Consider the following 20,827-nt stretch of genomic DNA (forward strand, 5'->3'; position numbering starts at 1 on the left):
AATGAACAAGGAAACTCAAAATATTCTATTAGAACTTAATGCTACAAAGAAACGACTGCTAGAAACTCAACTGATTTTACTGCAATACGAAGAAAAAGAAATACTTTCTCATAATATAGAAGATGTTAAAGAAGGTGAAGATGCTGAACATCAATGAAATTATTCAGGAAGCAGACATCCTTGTGCCTAACGCAGTCGAATTACCGCAAAAAATAGTTTGGTTAAATGCAGTTAATCAAGATTTTTTCAACGTTGTAAAAATACCTAAAACAATAAGGTTTGATTCCGTCGCAGAACAATCAGACTATTCTATAGCAGGACTATCTGAAAAGGACATTGATAAAGTACTGGTCGGTCTATTTTGGTACTCTAGACTAAATTATAACAATGTAACAACGACCGAAAACTTTTTCACCTATGAAAGCGATACTTTGTCGCTTCATCCTGCACCGTTTTTAACAAGTAAAGGTATGGTTAGATACCGACAATCAGCCAGTACAACGTTCACTTCTTCTGATTTATCATCTTCACCCGATGCACCAAAAGAATATCATTGGACTTTTATCTCTGCGCTTGCTTCATTCTTAGCGAATACAGAAGATGATGGCATAAAAGCATCTAATTATGAAAATCAATATAAGTCAGCTTGGAATGTCGCGGCGCAAAATTATCAAGTGCAAGGTGACGAGGTATGAAGCCGATTCAATATCAACAATCACAATATCAAGACGTAGGTGGAAAGCAAGTACCGATTACAATAAGAGAATTTAAAGGGTTGAATATGTTTGACCCTCTTTCTATTGATGATGTTTTTTTTACAGACATCGTGAATATGGATAGCACAAACTATCCTTCTTTAACGACTCGCTCAGGTTATGTAGTCGATTATTCTGTACCTATTTCAGATCCGGGTGCATCTGGAGTCAAAGGAATGTTTGTGTTCCGACTGCCAGATGGTACAGAAGAGTTGCACTGTATTTTTTCCGATCAAACATGGCGAGTGAAAAAAGGGTCAACATGGCGAATTTTGCCTGGACAAATTAGTGGTCAAAGTATGAGTTATCAATTTGCTACAGCATACGTTGATTCAGATGCGTTGTCTATTCATCAAACTTGTTTGTTTATGCAAAGTGGCGGCGGAAGAACCTATTATTACACTGAAGGTCAGGGTACTCAAGTGGTATCGCAATTGCCCGAAAATGCGAGGTATATTACGAGTTATCAAAATCGATTGTGGTGCGTCGTCGACAATGAGTTGTGGGCTTCTAAATTAGATGATCCGCTTACGTGGGACATTAATACAGCCGAAGGTGAATCGGCCGCCTATCGTAGACAAATTGAAACGAAAAACGGCGAAAAAGCAAGTGCGTTGAATGGTAATTTCACTAGATTAACGATTGGTTCACCTAATACTGTGCAAGAGTTGTATGGAGGCGTTCCTTCTCAGTTTAATGTTCAGCCAGTCACGTTTGATACGGGACCAATCAACATGAAATCAACCATTACATTGGACGGTATTATGTACTTTGTTAATAAAAACGGGGTATATGAATATTCCGGTGGAACTATACCAGACAAATCGTTATCCGAAATTATTAACAAGCTTGTTAAAAATGTAACTCAAGCCTCAACAAGTAATACGGACAGTTTCAGAGTTACAGGTGGTACGGATGGTAAAAAGTTATTCTTTTATATTAATGATACATTCCTTGTCTATGATCCACGACCGGGCGTACAAACATGGAGCAAGTACAGCGGTATCGTACCTGCTCATTTTGCTGTGTTCAATAACCAATTGTATATTGGTGATCGTCAAGGGCGCATATTACGCATAGAAGGCAATACAGATGCAGGTAATGCGATTAATTGGAGCGCGATTACAAAACCATTTAGTAACAGTTCAATATCTCAAAAATTAAGATGGTACAAGATATTTGTTCAGGCTGAATTCACAGGTACGATGAATATCATGCTATCAAAAACAATTGATGGTGATGATTTCGAACAAGTTGGTACTACTACTGGATCAGGAGCAGATGTCACAAAACGAATAATTATTCCTGTTGGTAAATTCGCTCGTGAAAATCATATCCGCATCAAATTGACCGGATCAGGATACGCACGTATTCATGAGATCACACGTAATCAACGTCAACTTCCTTTGTATTGAGGTGAAAAATTATGGCTGAACCCGTTACAAATGTCAGCATGAAGGGTTTTCAACGCACCGATAATGCCCAACAACAAATGCAGTATATCACTCAACTGCAAAACACGATAATTAGTCTCTCTAAAGATTTATTTTCAATGTCTCAACGTATTTCCTCATTAGAGTCACAGGTCAAAACATTAGGCGGTGGTTAACATATGGCAACAACCTATAACACGAGTGTCCGGTCTAGTTTAAATAAACAAGGCATCAATAACAGCCGAATTGGATACAAAAACGGATACGTCACCGTAGACGGTAAAAACTTCTTACAAGCAGGTACAGTCAACAATGGTGCTGCTTATGCAACATCAGATGCTTTTTCTAAAGCACTCAAGAACTTAGCACCCGTGAACAAAACTAGTGTGGCTCAGCCTGCGGTATCGGCGGTTCCTAAGCCTGTGACGGTTCCGGCTCAAACGGGTAAGGTGACTTCGACCGCAACGGGTACAACGACACCTAATGCGCCTGCACCATATACACCACCTGCAAGCCAGACTCAACAGACGTTACAACAGATCGCCGCTCAGCTTGCAAAACAACAGCAAACGTCATTCAAAGCGCCCGAAGCGTTCAAATACGACCCGCAAAGTGATCCTGCTTATCAATCTCAACTCGCTTTAGCACAAAAGAATATTCAGCGTCAGCAGTACGACACGAATGCAGTATTGCGTGCAGGTGGACAAGGTAAGTCGTCGTATTCAGAAACGGTAGCGAATCAGATCGGTACGGATGCACTTTCGACGCTTGCGAACACCATCGTTCCACAGCTTATGAGTCAGGCGTACAGTCAGTACAATGATACCGCGAATCGTGACCTACAAATCCAACAAGCGAATTATGGCGTTGGACAGGATGCACTTGGTCAGTTATCAAATCTATACGGATTGCAAGATAAAGAATACTTCCAAAATCCGATTGCTGAAGCCAATGTAACCGGTAATTATTTGCCGACAGAAGCCAAGACGGCTATCAATCAACTGTTAGCGTTGAAACAACAAGCTGAAGTGAAAGGTGTCACTAAAGAAGATAAGACCAACCTTTCTAAACAAGCCGATCAAATCAGAAGCTACCTCACGGGTCTAGGAGTTAACACTTCTTCTCTCGGCGCAGATAGCGGATATACTAAGGCCCTTAACGGTGGGGCAGGTATTCGGACTGTGGCAGGTCAACAATTGGATCAATCCGCAGAGCAAATCGCATTACAGAAACGTCAGACGAATTTTGATATGGCGAAGGCTGTTAGTGATATGACTGGTAAAGTCATCAAACCACAAGATGATATCAACGGATTATTCCGTCAAGCCGCGGCAGCAGGTACACCACTTACAGCCGCACAACAAGCAACGTTATTCCAACAGAAATATCAGTTGGATCGTGCTAAAGTGTCTGATGATCAATGTAATCAGAATTTTGGATATCAGAAAGAACGAGATACCGTGGCGGATAACCAGTACCAACAAAACTTCCAATACCAAGCAGCGCGTGCGCTTATTTCGGATAGTCAGTGGCAACAACAGTTTGATCAGTCTGTTAAACAAAATGGTTTGGAGTATGCGCTTAATGAACAAGTTCAATTGGGCCAATTAACACTTGCTCAAGCGCAGGACGCTCGCGAACAAGGGGAGTATGATTATAAAATGTCTCAAGCCACTCAAGGTAGCGCTACTGCAATTGAAGATTATGCTAAATCATATGTTGATCCAATTGCTGAACGTGATCCTAATACAGGTCAAGTGTTAAACAAAAAAGAACTCGAAGGATATTTAACAGGTTTGGAAGGTAAACTTAGCGATTACGATATTTATCAATTGTATAACCGTTATGGCATTACTTGGGACGCTGCTACTCCGTCGCCCCCAAAGCAAACTAGCACTTCTTATGGAGGTGCTTCTAAACAAACCGCATATAATGATATTATCGAGAGCGCTGCTTCTGCTAACGGTGTTGACTCTTCGCTTGTTAAGGGTATCATACAAGCTGAATCTTCATTCAACCCCAATGCTGGTTCAGGTGCAGGAGCTCAAGGTTTGATGCAATTAATGCCAGGTACCGCTGAAGGTCTAGGTGTAAGAAATCCTTTAGACCCTGCTCAAAATGTTAATGGTGGCACCAAATACATTGCTGGACAGCTCAAAAAGTATGGTAATACTGAATTAGCTTTAGCAGCATACAATTGGGGCCCTGGTAATGTAGACAAAGCAATCAAAAAATACGGAAATAGTTGGGAAGCGATTCGTTCTCATGCTCCCAAAGAAACTCAAAGTTATGTAACTAAAGTAACTTCTAATGCAGCAAGCTATAGAAAATAGGTGATATATAGTGGCTGAATCATTTTTAACAAAAAGACGTAAAGAACTCGGTATTGGAAACAATGATAAAAGTGTGGACGCAGCAGATAAAAATGTTAGTTTTCTTACTCGAAGAAGAATTGAATTAGGGATCGGTAACGATGTTTTACCTTCTACTAAATTACGCAACGAATTGCCAGAAACGATCAAAAACGCGAGAACCGGTAATTTCATGGATACCACACTAGGGCAGTCAGGCATTAATCCGGCTGCTCAATCTATTATTTCATCTGCTACAGGGATCAAAGCACCGTTCAAACCTTCAATGGTACAACCAACGGCACCACCATCTGCTACCACTACTGGAACATCAGGCAATTACACAGATATTTATAACCAGCGCAAAGCTGAAATTGCCGACGGAGGAACTGCACGCTCCTTTTTTGGTAATGGAATCTACGATAATGTAATTGCTCCGTTCGCAACAGGAGCAAACTATTTAGCCTATGGTAATCCACTAGGTGCATTAGTCAGCCGTACAGGTAATTCAGCAGCGTCCTTAACAGGGCCTGCTGTAGCACCTAAACCATCTGTGGGGATTCCGCTTGCAGATAAAACAGCAGATGTGTTAGGTACGATTGCCGGCTTTGGATTTAACCCTGCTGGTGTAGGCGTTGCTGGACAAGGATTGATCTCTGCACCTTACAAAATCGCCGACCAGACGCTTAGTAAGGGATTAGGTGGTTATATTGCTAAAAGTGCTGCTAATGCAATAGAAAATCCTAAAACTGCGAAACTTGTAACCACTGGGTTAACAAATGCCTATCGCGGTACTATTGCGGGCGGTATCACCGGTGGAGCAACTTCATTACTACGCGGTGAATCATCTGGTGAAGAAGTTGGTTCTTCTGCTTTACTTGGTGCAGCGCTTGGTGGTATAGGTGATGCTGCGTTTGGAGCGATTGCAGAATCTTTATTCAGTCGTTTAATGCGTCAAAATGGTATTAAAGGAGCAGAACAATCAGAGATACTTGGCTTGCCAGCTTCACGCAAAGAAACTCGTATAAACACAGCGCAACAAAGAAGTACACTTGCACCAAATACAGAACCTGTGGTTAATCCATATACATTCGGTTTACCAGAAGCAACGCCAGGTACTCTACAACGTAATACACAGTTCAATCAATCTGTATCTAAATTGCAAGGGGTAACAAGTGAATTAGAAGCTTTGCAAACGAAACATGCACAAAATATCATCACTGAATACCAGTCCTTAAAAACAGTTCGTAATACAAAAGGTAAAAAGCCGGATTGGTACCGAGAAATTGTAAGCACTACAGGCAAGCCACCTACGAATAGACAATTATTCGAACTTGCAGGTCAACGTGTAGTACCAGGAAAAGATTTAGAGCAGGCTTATTTGAAACTACAACAAAGCGAATTACGTCAACAGTCCCAACGTCTTGATCCTAGTAGCGTGACTACGGATGCACCTTTGTCTTTAAATCGTTTATCAACGAACGTGAATGGGCAAATACCGAAGATAAATGAACCTAAAGTGAGAAAACAGAGTGTGGTTAATCCAACATCGATCAAAGCAGACGACTATCACATGATTAACGATGTAGATACACCAATTGCTCCCGTTATAGATAATGTACCTACACCACAGAGAGCGAATGACATTCCTGCTACTCAAGCAAATAGCACAGTACCTACCGCTCCAATTGCGCAACAAAGAGGTTTTGTCTCGACTCTAGCTAACTCAGAGAAAACACCTAATGCGTTCACCGAACAACTCAGACAAAGCGATTCCGCTACGTATGAGCCAATCACAAACGAAGCTACATTAAATTTGGCTAACGGTCGTCTTGGAAATATTGAAACAGCACGTGTATATGTCATGAGCAAAAGTAAATTCACTGCTGAAAAAGCGGCTACGGCTCAACGTTTGATCGATCACTATAACAGTCGTGGTCAAACAGATGCAGCAGTCGAGGTAGCAGAAAAATTATCTGAAGAAGCAACTAACGCAGGTCAGTTTATACAAGCATTATCGATGTATAATCGTTTATCTCCAGAAGGAACGCTTAAATTCATTAATAATCGAGTAGATGCCATCAATGATAAACTTCCGACGCGTGCTAAAAAAGTTGTAGTTACAGATGAAACTAAACAATCTGTTATGGAATTAGCAACAGCATCGCAGAAAATGACAGGTATTAAAACCTTATCGAATGATGTGATTGATATCGTGACTAAAGCCAAAAACGGTGAGAAACTGAGCGATGCGGATACTGATGCCCTTCAACGTTTTGTGTCTGAAACGCAAACATTTGTGAAAGATGCTTCTAAAAGAACTCGTAGTATGCAAACACCGAGACTAAGTGAAAATGTACGTAAACGAGATCAAATTGCAAGTTTCTTAGATGCTCAAGAAACGGCGGCTCGTGAACGGATCGAAGCCAGACGTAACCGGTTAAGTTCTACGCCACTCGACGTATGGGCAGATTACTCCATTATCGGTGCTTCTAAGATGGCAAAAGGTACGATCAAATTCGCTGATTGGTCTGAAGAAATGGTGAAAGAGTTAGGTGAAGATATTCGTCCAATTCTTCCATCTTTATATGATCGAGCTACTGAAACATTTGGAAAATCTAAAAACAAAGTGACTCAAATCGAATCAGACAATAACGTGAAATTGGTTAACAAGATCATTCGTGATCGCCAACTTACTGGACAAGATGCTGATTCGTTACTAATTACGGCACGTAAAGTGGCTGTATTGTCAGGAGAGGAGAAAAAATTAGCTTCTCAAGATTTGCAGAAGATTCTTCAATCCTTTGATAAGCCGGGCATCGGTCGTAAATTAAGCAGTTTGCAAACAACTGCACAGTTGTTAAATCCTAAAACACAAGTACGTAACGTGATTGGTAATGAATTATTTTACCGTACAGAACGATTGAACAAACTAATCGCTACACCACTTGATATCGCACGTTCAAAAATCACAGGTGGTGAAAGATATGTCACTTTCAAAACAAACAATCAAGGAGAATTCTGGTCAAACTGGATGAAAGGTGCTAAAGCAGGATGGAACGGAACAAATATCAATGGTTTGCAGTCCCAGTTTGATCTAAGCGCCCCTGCTTTTAAAGGCAAATATAATCCAATGACTTACATGGAGAAGGCTTTAGGTGCTTCTTTACGAAGCTTTGATAATGCGGCATATATGAGAGCTTACAATAATACTCTTGGCGAAATGGGTACATTAGATGCGATCAATAAAGGCATTAAGGGACAGGCAGCTATTAAGGAGCATGTACAAAACTACATTGTAAAAGCATCCGATGACGTTACCCAACTTGCGGATAATTATGGTCGTTATATTACATTCCAAGACAATAATGCTTTGTCTATGGGATTGTCTAGGTTTAAGAGAGCGCTCAACTTCCAAAAAGATTTTGGTGCTGGTGATCTAATTTTGAAATATCCTAAAACACCAGGAGCGTTGCTTATGCGTGCATTGGAATATAGTCCGGCAGGCTTCATTCGCAGTGCTTCTTTAATTAATAAAGGATTGCGTTATGCGGAAAAAGATAAGTTACCTGAAGCAGCGCTCGCTGTATCTCGTGCGATACTTGGAACAGTTGGCTTTGCTGGTATGGGTTATGCCCTCATGGACAATGGAGTACTTACCACTGCCGCTAGCAAAGATCGTGATATTCGTGCTTTAGCTCAATCTGCTGGTCAATCAGATTATCAAATCAACTTTTCTGCTTTAGGTAGATACATTGAATCGGGATTCAAAAAGCAAGAGCCGAAAGCAAAAGAAGGTGATATTCTTTATACCTATGATTGGGCGCAACCGATAGCATTGTCTCTTAGTGTTGGTGCAGAAGCGAATAAGAATATTAAAGAAGGTAAAGAAGCCGAAAAACTAATAGGTGGCATTGGTATGACTGCTATCAATAGTTTGTCTGGTGGTTTAAATACTTTGACAGAACAGTCTGTATTACGAGGTCTTAAAGATGCTGCACAAGGATATCCTGGTCAAACATTTGCAGATAAACTTTTCGAAATTATAGGAACTCTACCGCCTTCTTTTATTCCGACACTATCTAATCAAATTCGTCAAACGAATGATAATACTAAACGTGAGGTATACTCTTCAAATATTATAGATAAATCATTTAACCAAACTATAAACCGCATACCTGGACTAGAAAAAAAATTGCCGGCTAAGTTTGATTCATTGGGTCAGCAAGCGCAGAACTATCAAGACCCGTCCTTGTTCAATATCTTTGTTAACCCAGGAGAACTCACACGTTATAAATTGTCTCCAAATGCTCAAATGGTTATGGATCTAATCAACGAAACAGATGACGAGTCATTGGCCCCGCGTGTGCCGACGAAATCGATTCAAGGCAACAAACTAACGGGTGAACAGTTCTCAAGATTGTCTGAACTACAAGGTGGTTTGATCAATGAAGGTATTTCTAATCTAAACCCTGATTATCCAAGTAATATCAAAGCTAAAGTATTGGATCGCTTGTACGATCAGTCGGGCAAAACTGCACGTAAACAGCTATTCGAAGAATTCAAACTAAAAGACAACAGAGAAAAATGATTGAGGGACTCTTAGGAGTCTCTTTTTTTATTGGGGGACGGCGATGGAACAACAGATAATAGGTAGTGTCGTATCTCAAGGTCCATGGGCAGCATTATTTCTAGGCGTTGGTTTTCTATTATGGAAGTTTGTACAGAAGCAAATAGAGGATATGAAGGTGCAACATCAACGCCAAATCGATGATATGAAAGAAGAATCAAAGACACAGCAAGAATATCTAATGACTGAACTGTCACGACGGGATGCAGATATGTCTGTGGAAATGAATAAAAGAGACGATGAATCTAAAGCGCGTGAAGAACGATTATATGTACTGCTTGAGAAATCAAATGAATTAATCACTGGGGAACTGCAAGAAATGCGTATCGCTATCGAGCGGAGGAACTCACATGAAAATCAAAGGTAAATTGAGGTGGATCATTAACATCATTCTGGTGATGTGGTTGATTACTTGCTTTGTGAAATGGTTGGACTGGGCAGATGTTCATGACACCTATGTCGCTGTGAAAGACGAGAACAATGCCGTCATGATCGCTGGTGGTGAAATCCAATATCTACAAGACAATCAACAATATCTCGATGGTAGAGCCACACGTAAATTCAATCAATTCAAATCGACCGTAGCCTGGGGATGTGGCACGGTCTTTTTGTTGATTCTCTCTTATTACATCTATACCCGAACGATCGATAAGCGAAAGTTGAAAAAGGTAGAGCTAACAATCGTACAAGAAGATCCATTACCACCTAATCGAAAACAAATCTATCCACCTACAAAGGAGTAACTACATGAAAGCCAACAGTCATTTTATTCTGCTTACACGTGATGAATTCCGACCATGGTTACAGCAACAAGATATCAAACGGTCGATTACGCGCCTTCAGGTACATCACACTTGGTCACCAGCATATAAGGATTGCCAACCGGGAGAAGAGTTCAAACGCTTGGAAGCTATGCGTTCATTCCATATGAATACAAACGGATGGAGAGCGATCGGGCAGAATATAACCACGTTCCCAAATGGATTGATTGGTATCTCATTAGAACGTAATTTAAACGAAGTTCCGGCAGGGATTGCAGGAGCCAATTCAGGTGCGTTATGCATCGAGAACATCGGGAACTTCGATAAAGGTGGAGATACACTTACCGTAGAACAAAGAGACACAATCGTTCACTTATATGCAGCGCTTGCAGAGAAATTAAAGCTAACGATTGATACCAGTCATATTGTATATCACGCATGGTACACACCTAGTGGTCAACGTCTAAGTGACTATACGCCCGGTAAATCGTCCAAGACATGTCCAGGTACCAACTTCTTTGGATATGGAAATACAGTAACTGATGCAATGAAGAGTTTTATACCGGCTGTTCAAGCAGAATACAATCGCCTAACCAAAGGTATTATCTCAAAGGAGGAACAACCGATGACAGCAGCAGAAAAGAAAGAGTTCGATGAATTGAAGGAAACGGTTAAAAATCAAGCCGCTACGATCGAAAAATTAGCTAAGAAAGTAAATATTACAGGTGATCAAAAACCACCTACTTGGGCAGAACCTGCAATTATTGCCGCTAAGAAAGCAGGAATTATTAAAGAATCGGATGATAAGAGCCAGATTTTCTTTGAAGTGTTGCAGACACTATTGAATGCTGGACTGATCGGCGGTGCTAAATAATGAACTTCGATAACCTAATCACACAAATCGTTATTGCTTTAATTGGTGTTCTTGCCTTTGCCTTAATCTATATCACGATTCTACTTGCTCCGAAATTAAAGCTATGGATCGATGCGAAAGCGGCAACCGGTAAAAATGAAATCGTCTGGTACTGGGCGCAACAAGGCTATGCGTATGCTGAAAAGAAAAGCGCCGAACTCGGAACGTTAAGCGGTTCAGATAAGGCTATGATTGCTTACGATTGGGTAAGTGACCGATTGGCTACCATTGGTGTCAAAGTAACAGCCGATCAGATCAAAGGGGCTATCCAACTCGCATGGCATAAGTTAGAGCAGGTACCCAAACAGCAAGGTAGTACCGCAGTCGTGAATACTGAAATCCAAGCCACAAACGAACACATGGAAGAAGCCGCAGAGAAAGCTATCAACAAAGTACTAGGTAACTGATATGATTGAACCTTTTAACCAACTTATTGATCTGTTATCAAATAGCAACCCGTGGGTTGTCGTTAGTGCTTTGTTTTTGATTTACTCGGTATTTATTACTAAACGTTACTTCAAAGCTTTAGATAGAGCAGAAACGGCAGCGGATAAGATTGAGCAAGAACGGGCGGAACTTCTTCAGCGTGCGATTCAATTACCGCCTGTTACGTCAGATCAAAGGGAGGAAGCACAATGAACTTCCTCAAACGAATTATTCACGGTGAGAAGAAAATCAAACGTTTGGAAAAAGCCGTAACTGATTACACATCAGTCGCTAAACTACTCAAGAACCGTGAGGACAAGATGCTCGACCCAAAGTCCAATGGACTCGGTAAAAAGGGGGAAAATCCGTATGAACGTTGAAGACATGCTTACGCTATTTTTTGCCGTACTTGCTATTGTATGCTTCGTCACTTATCTCAAGTGGAATGCTAAATATATTATAGGCAGGCAACGTACCGAAAATGTGTTCTTACGTGCTGTCTATTTGGTTGTTCTGTCTCTTACTATCATTCTAATCGTCAACAGCTTTGGACGTATTCTGGAAGTGATGGGCTATTCCAGTCCAGAGTGGTATGTCAGTCAGATCAGGCGAGCATTATATATTGCGGCGCTTGCGTTCTCTACGTATGCAGGAATGCTATTATGTATTGTAACCAAGCCCAACAAAGAGTAAATGAAAAGGACTCCCGACCGTAATGGTTAGGAGTCCTTTTTTTAATTTACTAAATCATCTAATACTTGAAGAGGGAAATAACTGCTTAAAGCGATAGCTATAAAAAAGTATATAAACCCTACCGTAAGAGAAGACGCTACCACAATTAATTGTTGAGTTCTATAATACTTAAACTTATTTTCTTTTGCTTTTAAATAAGATACAAACTTGAGTACCATAGGAATTTTTAAAGATAAACGATATAAAAATGTAGCCAAAGTTACTGTTATTATTAGGTAAAACCAGAAAGATATCATGTAATCACCTTTTTACCCATATAATAACTTATAATACAGCATACAGTAAGTGGAACTTACGTTCCTATATCAATACTTTAGAATGCCCACAAAAATGCCCACATAATGCCCACAAAAACAGAATAAACATAAAATATAATAAAGTATGTTTTTTTTAAAACTCTATTTAATAAGGACTTTGTGATGTTGTACGAAAAGCAAAAACATAAACAGAACACAAGTGCACCAATGGGAACGTGACCAGTACTTGACAATGTATTAAGATTAGCAAGCCCTTAGCGCTTAAAGCGTTAAGGGCTTTTTTGCGATGAGGAAAAGCTTTTCGGCAGATAAGAATTAATACCATAACTCAAGAATGCAAAAAGTATTCTTCAAACAATTCCTATGTAAAAATAACATACATAGTTCTACTATCTCACCGAATAAGTCGGTAATTTACACTCTTCCTACGTTTTTTTGAGTTTACTCGGAAATGGAAAACCAATAACCTTAAAGTGTAAGTTATAACTTGATGTAATCAAGACCAACGGTGGCCACCGTATTTTGAAAGCGTTCTATTTTGCAGAATTAGTTTCAAAATATGTTGAGAAAAGGTGATGAGAATTGAAAAAGTTAGCTGTTTTATTAAGTGGTGCTCTTTTACTTACTGTTTTTCCAGTTACCCCTGCACCAGCTACAGCAGCAGTGCCAGCAACATTTACAGTAGATCTAGCTAATCAATATCGACCGGTTACTCATGTCGCTTCTGGTTCGTTGTATGGATTAGCGGAAGAAGGTAGGCCATCGGACAATCTAATCGCGCCAACAAAGCCGAAAATGTTCACACAAATGGCTCCAAATGGGGGTCAATTGCCTAACGGTGAAACTACACCTATCGGTGATGCACTCAAAGTAGCTCCAATTGCCGAACGCAATGGCGCTCAAGTGACGATACGGATGCCAGATATTTATCCTAATTTTCCGTACAAATGGGTAAGTTGGGATGATTGGTATAAAAAAGTAGATGGTATTGTAGATGCTAGATTGAAGTCAGGTGCTACAAATATATACGGATATGAATTGTGGAATGAACCCGATGGTACATGGAATACCGGAGCAGCAGGTTCATTTAACGAAGGTTGGAAAAAAACATATTTGCGAGTCAAAGCTAAAGATAAAAACACTAAAATCATAGGACCAAGTATTACTCATTATAACGAAAGCTGGCTGAGAAACTTTTTAACGTATGCAAGAGATAATAATGTATTACCCGATATTATATCGTGGCACGAATTAGGAGCGCCGGAAGGTGAATATTTAGATGGCCCTGCACCGCAGTACATTTCTAATCATATGAAAGCGTATCGTGCTTTGGAGACAGAGCTAGGTATCAAACATTTGCCGATCAGCATCAATGAGTATGGTGTCGTATCGGAACAAGCGGTTCCAGGCAATATGTTGCGCTATATCGCTCAATTTGAACGTTCTGATGTGGATACAGCGAATATTGCATTCTGGTTCCGTCCAGGTCGTCTAAGCAACCTTGTGACAGACAAAGGAGCAGCTAATGGTGCATGGTGGTTATACAAATGGTATGGTGATATGTCCGGTCAGATGGCGATGACAACACCGGCGAATCCAACGGCTTTGGATCTAGATGGTATTGCTAGTGTAAATAATGCCAAACAACAAGCAGATGTGATCGTAGGCGGAGGAAATGGCAATCGAAATATAGTGGTTAAAGGATTCGCTTCATTACCATATTTCCCAGGTAATGCTCATGTCAAAGTAGAAAGCACACCTTGGTACGGTGTAGATACCGCAGTAAGTCAACCTACTAATGAATTTGAAGGTGATTTCACTATAGAAAATGGTCAGATTTCTATTCCGCTTACTCAGTTAAAAGAATCTTCTGCTTATCGATTGGTGATTACTCCGGGCAAGCAATCATCGCTCAGTCGTTATGAAGCAGAAAATGCAACTATTGCTTCAGCTAACATTTTTAACAACCGGAATGCTTCTAATCGGAAATATGTTGGTACGATAGACAATCAAGATAGCTCTGTTCAATTTACAGTAAATGCTCCTGTAGCTGGTAATTATAATCTGAAGATTGGATATGCGAATGGTACAAACGCTCAATCTACACAAGAATTAAGTGTCAATAATCAAGCGTCTACAACTATTCAATATCCGACAACAGACGGTTGGTTATCTCAAGGAAATAGCAATACGGTTCAGACTTCAGTTTCTTTAAAAGCAGGCAGTAATATTTTGAAATTCAGCAAAGGAAAAACAGGTTATGCAGAGCTTGATTATATCCAATTACAACCTGTAGGTGATTTCAAAGTAAGAGTAGAAGCCGAAGATGCTAAAATTAATGATGCGACAGTATCCAGAAGTTCATTTGCTTCTAATCGTCAATTTGTAGGCAAAATAGATAATCCAGATAGTTCTGTGTCGTTCTCAGTCTATGCTCCAGCAAACAAAACGTATAATATGGAGATTGGTTATGGAAATGGAACAACAGGAAATTCGACTCAAAATCTATCTGTAAATAATCAAGCATCTACTGTAATTACGTATCCAAAAACAGGCGGCTGGATTGCAAATTTACCAAATGTCGGTACACGCCAAATTATGACCGTTCCTGTAACATTGAAGCAGGGAGAAAATACGATCGTATTTAAAAAAGGTACTAGCTATGCAGAACTTGATTATATTGAAGTGAAATAATTTTATTACAACATACAAAAACCTTGTTCACCCTATTCGATAACAGAATAGGAGAGCAAGGTTTTTGGTGTGAATTCTTATGTTTATCATTTCTGATCTATTCAGTGAGCAGATGCTTAGGTATCGGAATATCAGGATCTACAGTGACTGTATTGATGTACGTATTCGTATACGTATCGCGGAATTGAGTAGGTGTCATACCAACATAATTTTTAAATAATTTCATCATATACTTCTCATCTCGAAAATGTAGTTCATAAGCAATTTCTTTGATAGAAGAGTTAGTGGTGCATAACAGTTCTTTGACCAGACTTAACTTGAGTGTATTAATATAACGAATCGTACTCATCCCAAGATTTTTTTTGAATAAACGAGTGAGATGATCAGCATTAAAGCAGAACGTATCAGCCACTTTCTGTACAGTAAGATCATGATAAATATTCACCCGAATCCATTCTAAAATTTGCATAAACTTCTGATTGTATTCTTTGTGCAATAATTCATTATGGATCAGAGGTTGTACATACTTATCGGTTAATTCGATCATAAGTTCAGTTACCAGATAATCGACAGCATATGTGCTGTAATAAGAAGTATTAGACGTATCCAAAATCTGCTTTATTAAGATAATCGGTTTATCTAGATAAGGCAGTGAAAAGAAGTCCGGTAAGCAGACATAATGATTAATCTCATTTTTCTGTTCGATCATTATAGTACCAAACAAATGATTTATAAATTCGTCTCCTGATTCTATGTGAGTAGTATCCCGAGGGAAAAAGTGTAACCAAAAAAAGCTAGCTCCTGCTTTAGAATCTGCATAACCGGAATATTCTACGCCCGGCTGAATTAATAACACATCTCCATGCTTAATCTCATACTGGGTATCGCCTACTTGCAGATAGATGATTTCTTTCAAACCAATAATCAATTCATAATCTTTTTCAAGCTTCATTTTTTTGTGTTGCCAGCCTTCATCACTGACAAACTGCCCGCATTTAAAATAAGCGAGAGGGCGCTCAATATTTATTTTTGAGATCGGTTTTAGTAGCATATGTAATCGCTCCTTATCGAAAAGTCAGTTTTGGATAGGAAAAGTCGGATTTGTAAACCTTATTACTTATAATCACTATAAATCTATATTTTAACGTAGTATAGCACAATTTTATAAGGGAATAGTTAATTTTTTTAATAAATTAATGAGTCGGAAATAGATACCTTTCCTACGAAAAGCTAAGTTTATCTTCTTCTCGTAAGCGCTTACTATTAAATAAAGAAATCATCATTATTTAATCGAATCAGGAGGTTATATTATGGAAGCTACACCTCAATCTTCGCCAGAGCCTCAATCCACTCTTCTGAATGATAAAGTTCCTTTTCATCGCAGAATCAGTTATGCGCTCACAGATACAGGTGGCAATTTGTTGTATAGCATTATCGGTGCTTACTTGCTTTATTTTTATACAGATGTGTTTGGCTTATCTGTAGGCGTAGCAGGCACCTTATTGCTGGTAACACGATTAGTGGATGCGGTAGATGCACCGCTATGGGGCATTATTGTAGATCGGACTCGATCCAAATATGGTCAAAGTCGACCTTATTTTTTGTGGCTTTGTTTTCCGTTTGCTGTATTTACAATATTAACGTTTACCACTCCCAATTTGGACGGTACATGGAAAGTGGTTTATGCGGCAGTAACTTATATTTTGGCAGGTATAGCCTATACCGGAATTTCAACACCGATCACTTCGATTTTACCAAATTTGAGTAGAAATACAGATGAACGAGTGGTTTTGAACTCATTTCGGATGGTAGGTGGCAATGTTGGTAATTTTGCAGCAGTGACATTTACTTTACCATTAGTCACTTTTTTCGGAGCAGGTAATGATCAGAAAGGCTTTTTTTGGACACTATGTGTGTTCGGAATTGTATCTATAATTATGTTTTTAATCGCTTTTGCTGATCTCAAAGAAATCAATACCGAAAAGATCAAAACGATTCCGTTCAAATCAAGCTTTAAAGCAATGAAAGGCAACTGGCCCTGGATTATTTTGGTGATTGCTAATCTATTATTCTGGATCGCTTTAACGATTCGTACATCTACATTAGTTTATTACTTTGAATACAATATCGGGCATAAAGAATTGGTGCCATTGATTAACGGAATTTCAGTTATTCAAGTGATTGGTATGGTATTGATTCCTTTTATCGTAAAATTTTCTAACAAATATTCAACAATGATCTTTGGTTTTATCTTAGCGGTGCTGGGACAAATAGTACTGTTTTTTGCAGGCGATCATATTAGCTTTTTGATTGTAGGATGGATTATTGCTTGTATTGGATCAGGAATTGCTTGCTCGATGCCTTTTGCTATGTTATCAGACACTGTAGATTATGGAGAATGGAAATCAGGTCTACGTGGAAGTGGGATTTTAACAGCAATTGGTAGCGCTTTTTGTATCAAAGCAGGCTCGGGATTAGGTGGATTTATTCCTACACAATTTATGTCTTCATTCGGTTATGTGCCCAATGTCGCGCAAAGTACACAATCGTTATCAGGTATTCAGTTTGTATTTATCTGGTTACCTGCTATTGTATTTGCTTTAGGAATTATCCCGATGTTATTTTATCGCCATTTTGAAAAAAATGAAGGATATATTCGCAGACAGTTACTTATCAAGGAACATCATACAGGCACTCAAGCCAAATAATTATTCGATCTATAAATATATAAAGTAGCTACCATAGGAGGAGAGACATATAATGTCATTACATTTACGATCACTTACTATTACAGATGAATTCTGGTCTCATTATCGGGAACTGGTTCGTACAGAAATGATTCCTTATCAATGGAACGTATTAAATGATAACGCGAATATCACGATCGAAAAAGAAAGAAATGATAATAATATTCCTTCTGAAAAAAGTCATGCGATCGAAAATTTTAAAATTGCTGCTGGATTGAAGCAAGGTAATCATTATGGATGGGTATTTCAGGATAGCGATGTATACAAATGGCTTGAAGCTGTTGCATATTCATTATCTATTCATCCCGATGCTGAATTGCAAGAATTGGCTGATAGCGTGATTGATCTGATTGCTTTAGCCCAAGAGGAAGATGGTTATCTCAATACGTATTTCTCTATCGAAGAACCGGAGCGAAGATTCAAGCAATTGGCTGAAAGTCATGAATTGTATTGTGCAGGTCATTTTATTGAAGCAGCCGTTGCTTATTACGAATCAACTCATAATGAAAAAGCGTTGCATATCGCTTGCCGATTAGCGGACTGCATAGATGCTTCTTTTGGCAAAGGAGAACATCAGATTCAAGGATATGATGGGCATGAAGAAATAGAATTGGCATTGACCAAGTTATACTCTCTTACAAAAGAACAACGTTATCTGAATCTGAGTCGTTATTTTTTGTATGAGCGTGGAACCGATACAACCTTTTTTGCCAGACAACAAGCAGAAGATTCAGGAACCAAGCCGGTGATAGCAGGAATGAATCATCGTCCACTAGAGTATTACCAGGCACATCAACCTATTTTGGAGCAACAGACCGCAGAAGGTCATGCTGTTAGACTTGTTTATATGTGTACCGCTATGGCAGATGTTGCTTTGTTAGCAGGCGATACAGCGATGTTAGAAGCTTGCCGCCGCCTTTGGAAAAACATGATTACCAAACGTATGTATATTACCGGTGGCATAGGATCAACAGTCGATGGAGAAGCGTTTACTCTGGACTATGATTTACCTAATGATACGATGTACTGCGAGACCTGTGCATCGATCGGATTGATCTTTTTTGCTTTTAATATGCTCAAAAATGAAGCACGCTCTGAATATGCCGATGTGTTAGAGCGAGCATTATACAATACAGCGATTGGGGGTATGGCACTGGATGGTAAACATTTTTTCTATGTGAATCCGTTAGAAGTACATCCCGAAAATAGTCGTCGTGATCCAGGAAAAAGTCATGTGAAATTTACACGTCCAGAATGGTTCGGTTGTGCTTGTTGCCCACCGAACTTGGCAAGATTATTAACTTCGCTTCATAAATATATCTATACTGTTCAATCAGAACAAAAAGCGATATATACAAATCTATTTATTACAAGTACAGCGACATTAGAAATTGATAATCACAAAGTACAGCTTGAGCAAACAACAACTTTACCATGGGAAGGTCATGTGTCGATCATAACTCATACAGAACAACCGACTTCGTTTACATTAGCACTCCGATTGCCGTACTGGGCAGATGATTATTCATTGGTAGTGAATGGAGAATCAGTAGTGAATGGAGAATCAATCGAAGCAGAAGTCAGTAACGGATTTATACATGTTGATCGCATATGGCAGTCTAATGATAAGATCGAATTGATCTTACCGATGGAGATTAAAGAATATACAGCACATCCGCTAGTTCGAGCAGATATTGGTAAAGTAGCAATAGGACGTGGGCCGTTTATTTATTGCGCTGAAGAAGTAGATAATGGGGAACATTTGCATTTGATTCAGTTAACTAAAAATCAGAACTATCAATACGAATTTGATGAGCAATTACTAGGTGGAGTAGGTAAGATTAATGTAGAAGCGCAAAAAAGAACGATTACTTCTCAGTGGGAAGATGTATTGTATGCTTCTCAAGTATCTACAACCTATGATGCGACAACATTACGGCTTATTCCTTATTATTGCTGGGCTAACCGACAACCCGGTGAAATGCTGGTATGGCTTAACCAAGCATAATCAACACTACAAAGGAGAGTGCCAGATGAAATCTAAAATGAGAATCGATCCTGAGAAATTTGCATATACCGTTATTTCAAGTTATTCATCAGATAAAGATAATGCAGAAGCAGTAGCTAAAGATCATCTGGGTCTATTTTTAAATGCTTATTTTCTAGCTGAAAAGTTCAATACACTGGAAGCTCAATTAGCCGAGAAAGCAGAAAGTAAAGATTTCAAAGCATTACTTGCCAAACTAATGGATACGAAGTTATTTGGATAGATTATATAAAATAGTTTGAGATTTTTATTAAAAAAGACCGCTACTAGGAAAGTAGCGGTCTTTTTCTATCTTCTACGAACAGTAACTTATGCTATTAATTTAGTGTAAGTTACGGAACAATCCTACGACTTTACCCAAAATCGTAACATGTGTCAGACGAAGTGGCTGATACATCGGATTTTCAGGTTGTAGACGAATATGATCTTTTTCTTTGTAGAACGTTTTGACTGTTGCTTCATCATCTTCGGTCATGGCTACAACAATATCGCCATTATCAGCGGTCTGTTGTTGACGTACAATCACGTAGTCACCATTATAGATTCCTGCTTCAATCATACTGTCTCCAACTACAGAAAGCATAAATACTTGTCCTTCACCTGTAAAATTCTGTGGTAGAGGGAAGTAGTCTTCAATATGTTCTGTAGCTGTAATCGGAACACCGGCGGTTACTTTTCCAATAATAGGAACACGAGATACCGTTTGAGCGAAAAGAATATTACTTTCAGACTCTTCTTGACCCAACAACTCGATGGCACGAGGTTTGGTCGGGTCGCGTCGAATCAGTCCTTTTTTCTCCAAACGATCCAGATGACCATGTACAGTAGAACTAGAAGCAAGACCTACAGCTTCACCAATTTCACGTACAGATGGCGGGTAACCTTTAAGTTTGACTTCATTTCGGATAAATTCCAAAATGGCCTGTTGGCGACTTGAAACTTTTGACATACCTTATCAACCCCAATGCTAGTAACGTTTGGCAAAATTATAACATAGAACTACCGTTCGTACAAACATAAGTTCTAAAATTTGTATATTTATTTTGTTATTATTTACTTT

19 protein-coding genes are annotated in these 20,827 nt (G+C 39.2%); 17 read left to right on the forward strand and 2 right to left on the reverse strand.

Annotated elements, in window-relative coordinates; translation table 11 throughout:
• The first annotated feature begins 1 nt into the window (after window position 1).
• The 14 genes from ACFSGI_RS09025 (at window position 2) to ACFSGI_RS09090 (ending at window position 14,973) form a co-directional block, all read left to right on the forward strand.
• Complete coding sequence (locus tag ACFSGI_RS09025; RefSeq protein ID WP_204823801.1) at window positions 2–157, forward strand: hypothetical protein; 156 nt, start codon at window positions 2–4, stop codon at window positions 155–157.
• Complete coding sequence (locus ACFSGI_RS09030; protein WP_379283007.1) at window positions 141–695, forward strand: phage adaptor protein; 555 nt, start codon at window positions 141–143, stop codon at window positions 693–695. Before ACFSGI_RS09025 ends, ACFSGI_RS09030 begins: the two co-directional genes overlap by 17 nt.
• Entirely contained in the window at window positions 692–2,170 is a 1,479-nt protein-coding gene (locus tag ACFSGI_RS09035) for a hypothetical protein (RefSeq protein ID WP_204823802.1), read from the forward strand. The genes ACFSGI_RS09030 and ACFSGI_RS09035 overlap by 4 nt, the downstream gene beginning before the upstream one ends.
• A gap of 11 nt (window positions 2,171–2,181) precedes the next feature.
• On the forward strand, window positions 2,182–2,364 hold the full coding sequence (locus tag ACFSGI_RS09040) for a hypothetical protein (RefSeq protein WP_204823803.1): 183 nt from the start codon (window positions 2,182–2,184) through the stop codon (window positions 2,362–2,364).
• Between the two features lie 3 nt (window positions 2,365–2,367).
• Window positions 2,368–4,521 carry a lytic transglycosylase domain-containing protein gene (locus ACFSGI_RS09045; RefSeq protein ID WP_379283010.1) on the forward strand — a complete coding sequence of 718 codons (2,154 nt, stop codon included), beginning with the start codon at window positions 2,368–2,370 and terminating at the stop codon, window positions 4,519–4,521.
• Between the two features lie 10 nt (window positions 4,522–4,531).
• Window positions 4,532–9,130: a hypothetical protein gene (locus tag ACFSGI_RS09050; RefSeq protein ID WP_204823804.1), complete on the forward strand. Its 4,599-nt coding sequence runs from the start codon at window positions 4,532–4,534 to the stop codon at window positions 9,128–9,130.
• Between the two features lie 43 nt (window positions 9,131–9,173).
• Window positions 9,174–9,536 (forward strand): hypothetical protein, encoded by a 363-nt coding sequence (locus tag ACFSGI_RS09055; protein ID WP_204823805.1) that lies wholly within the window; start codon window positions 9,174–9,176, stop codon window positions 9,534–9,536.
• Window positions 9,520–9,912: a hypothetical protein gene (locus ACFSGI_RS09060; protein WP_204823806.1), complete on the forward strand. Its 393-nt coding sequence runs from the start codon at window positions 9,520–9,522 to the stop codon at window positions 9,910–9,912. The genes ACFSGI_RS09055 and ACFSGI_RS09060 overlap by 17 nt, the downstream gene beginning before the upstream one ends.
• 4 nt (window positions 9,913–9,916) lie before the next feature.
• A complete protein-coding gene (locus ACFSGI_RS09065; RefSeq protein ID WP_204823807.1) occupies window positions 9,917–10,804 on the forward strand; it encodes a peptidoglycan recognition protein family protein in 888 nt (295 codons plus the stop codon).
• The gene (locus ACFSGI_RS09070; RefSeq protein ID WP_204823808.1) at window positions 10,804–11,250 is read left to right on the forward strand and encodes a phage holin, LLH family; all 447 of its coding nucleotides are present in this window, start codon (window positions 10,804–10,806) and stop codon (window positions 11,248–11,250) included. The genes ACFSGI_RS09065 and ACFSGI_RS09070 overlap by 1 nt, the downstream gene beginning before the upstream one ends.
• 1 nt (window position 11,251) lies before the next feature.
• A complete protein-coding gene (locus ACFSGI_RS09075) occupies window positions 11,252–11,482 on the forward strand; it encodes a hypothetical protein (RefSeq protein ID WP_204823809.1) in 231 nt (76 codons plus the stop codon).
• Window positions 11,479–11,649, forward strand: a complete 171-nt coding sequence (locus ACFSGI_RS09080) for a hypothetical protein (RefSeq protein ID WP_204823810.1) — start codon at window positions 11,479–11,481, stop codon at window positions 11,647–11,649. The genes ACFSGI_RS09075 and ACFSGI_RS09080 overlap by 4 nt, the downstream gene beginning before the upstream one ends.
• Complete coding sequence (locus ACFSGI_RS09085) at window positions 11,639–11,962, forward strand: hypothetical protein (protein ID WP_204823811.1); 324 nt, start codon at window positions 11,639–11,641, stop codon at window positions 11,960–11,962. The genes ACFSGI_RS09080 and ACFSGI_RS09085 overlap by 11 nt, the downstream gene beginning before the upstream one ends.
• A gap of 899 nt (window positions 11,963–12,861) precedes the next feature.
• Entirely contained in the window at window positions 12,862–14,973 is a 2,112-nt protein-coding gene (locus ACFSGI_RS09090; RefSeq protein WP_204823812.1) for a CBM35 domain-containing protein, read from the forward strand.
• 97 nt (window positions 14,974–15,070) lie between these two features.
• Here ACFSGI_RS09090 and ACFSGI_RS09095 read toward each other — a convergent pair whose 3' ends face one another.
• Complete coding sequence (locus tag ACFSGI_RS09095) at window positions 15,071–16,024, reverse strand: AraC family transcriptional regulator (RefSeq protein WP_204823813.1); 954 nt, start codon at window positions 16,022–16,024, stop codon at window positions 15,071–15,073.
• A gap of 259 nt (window positions 16,025–16,283) precedes the next feature.
• Between ACFSGI_RS09095 and ACFSGI_RS09100 the strand changes: the two genes are divergently transcribed.
• From ACFSGI_RS09100 to ACFSGI_RS09110, 3 genes are read left to right on the forward strand one after another with little or no spacing between them, the layout of a single operon-like run.
• Window positions 16,284–17,681 (forward strand): glycoside-pentoside-hexuronide (GPH):cation symporter, encoded by a 1,398-nt coding sequence (locus tag ACFSGI_RS09100; RefSeq protein WP_204823814.1) that lies wholly within the window; start codon window positions 16,284–16,286, stop codon window positions 17,679–17,681.
• Between the two features lie 52 nt (window positions 17,682–17,733).
• A complete protein-coding gene (locus tag ACFSGI_RS09105; RefSeq protein WP_204823815.1) occupies window positions 17,734–19,728 on the forward strand; it encodes a glycoside hydrolase family 127 protein in 1,995 nt (664 codons plus the stop codon).
• Between the two features lie 25 nt (window positions 19,729–19,753).
• Window positions 19,754–19,990, forward strand: a complete 237-nt coding sequence (locus ACFSGI_RS09110; RefSeq protein ID WP_204823816.1) for a hypothetical protein — start codon at window positions 19,754–19,756, stop codon at window positions 19,988–19,990.
• Window positions 19,991–20,089: 99 nt separating this feature from the next.
• Here ACFSGI_RS09110 and lexA read toward each other — a convergent pair whose 3' ends face one another.
• Entirely contained in the window at window positions 20,090–20,716 is a 627-nt protein-coding gene (lexA, locus tag ACFSGI_RS09115; RefSeq protein ID WP_069325997.1) for a transcriptional repressor LexA, read from the reverse strand.
• Window positions 20,717–20,827: the final 111 nt, after the last annotated feature.

The organism is Paenibacillus nicotianae (assembly GCF_042681745.1).
GTDB classification, from domain to species: domain Bacteria; phylum Bacillota; class Bacilli; order Paenibacillales; family Paenibacillaceae; genus Saccharibacillus; species Saccharibacillus nicotianae.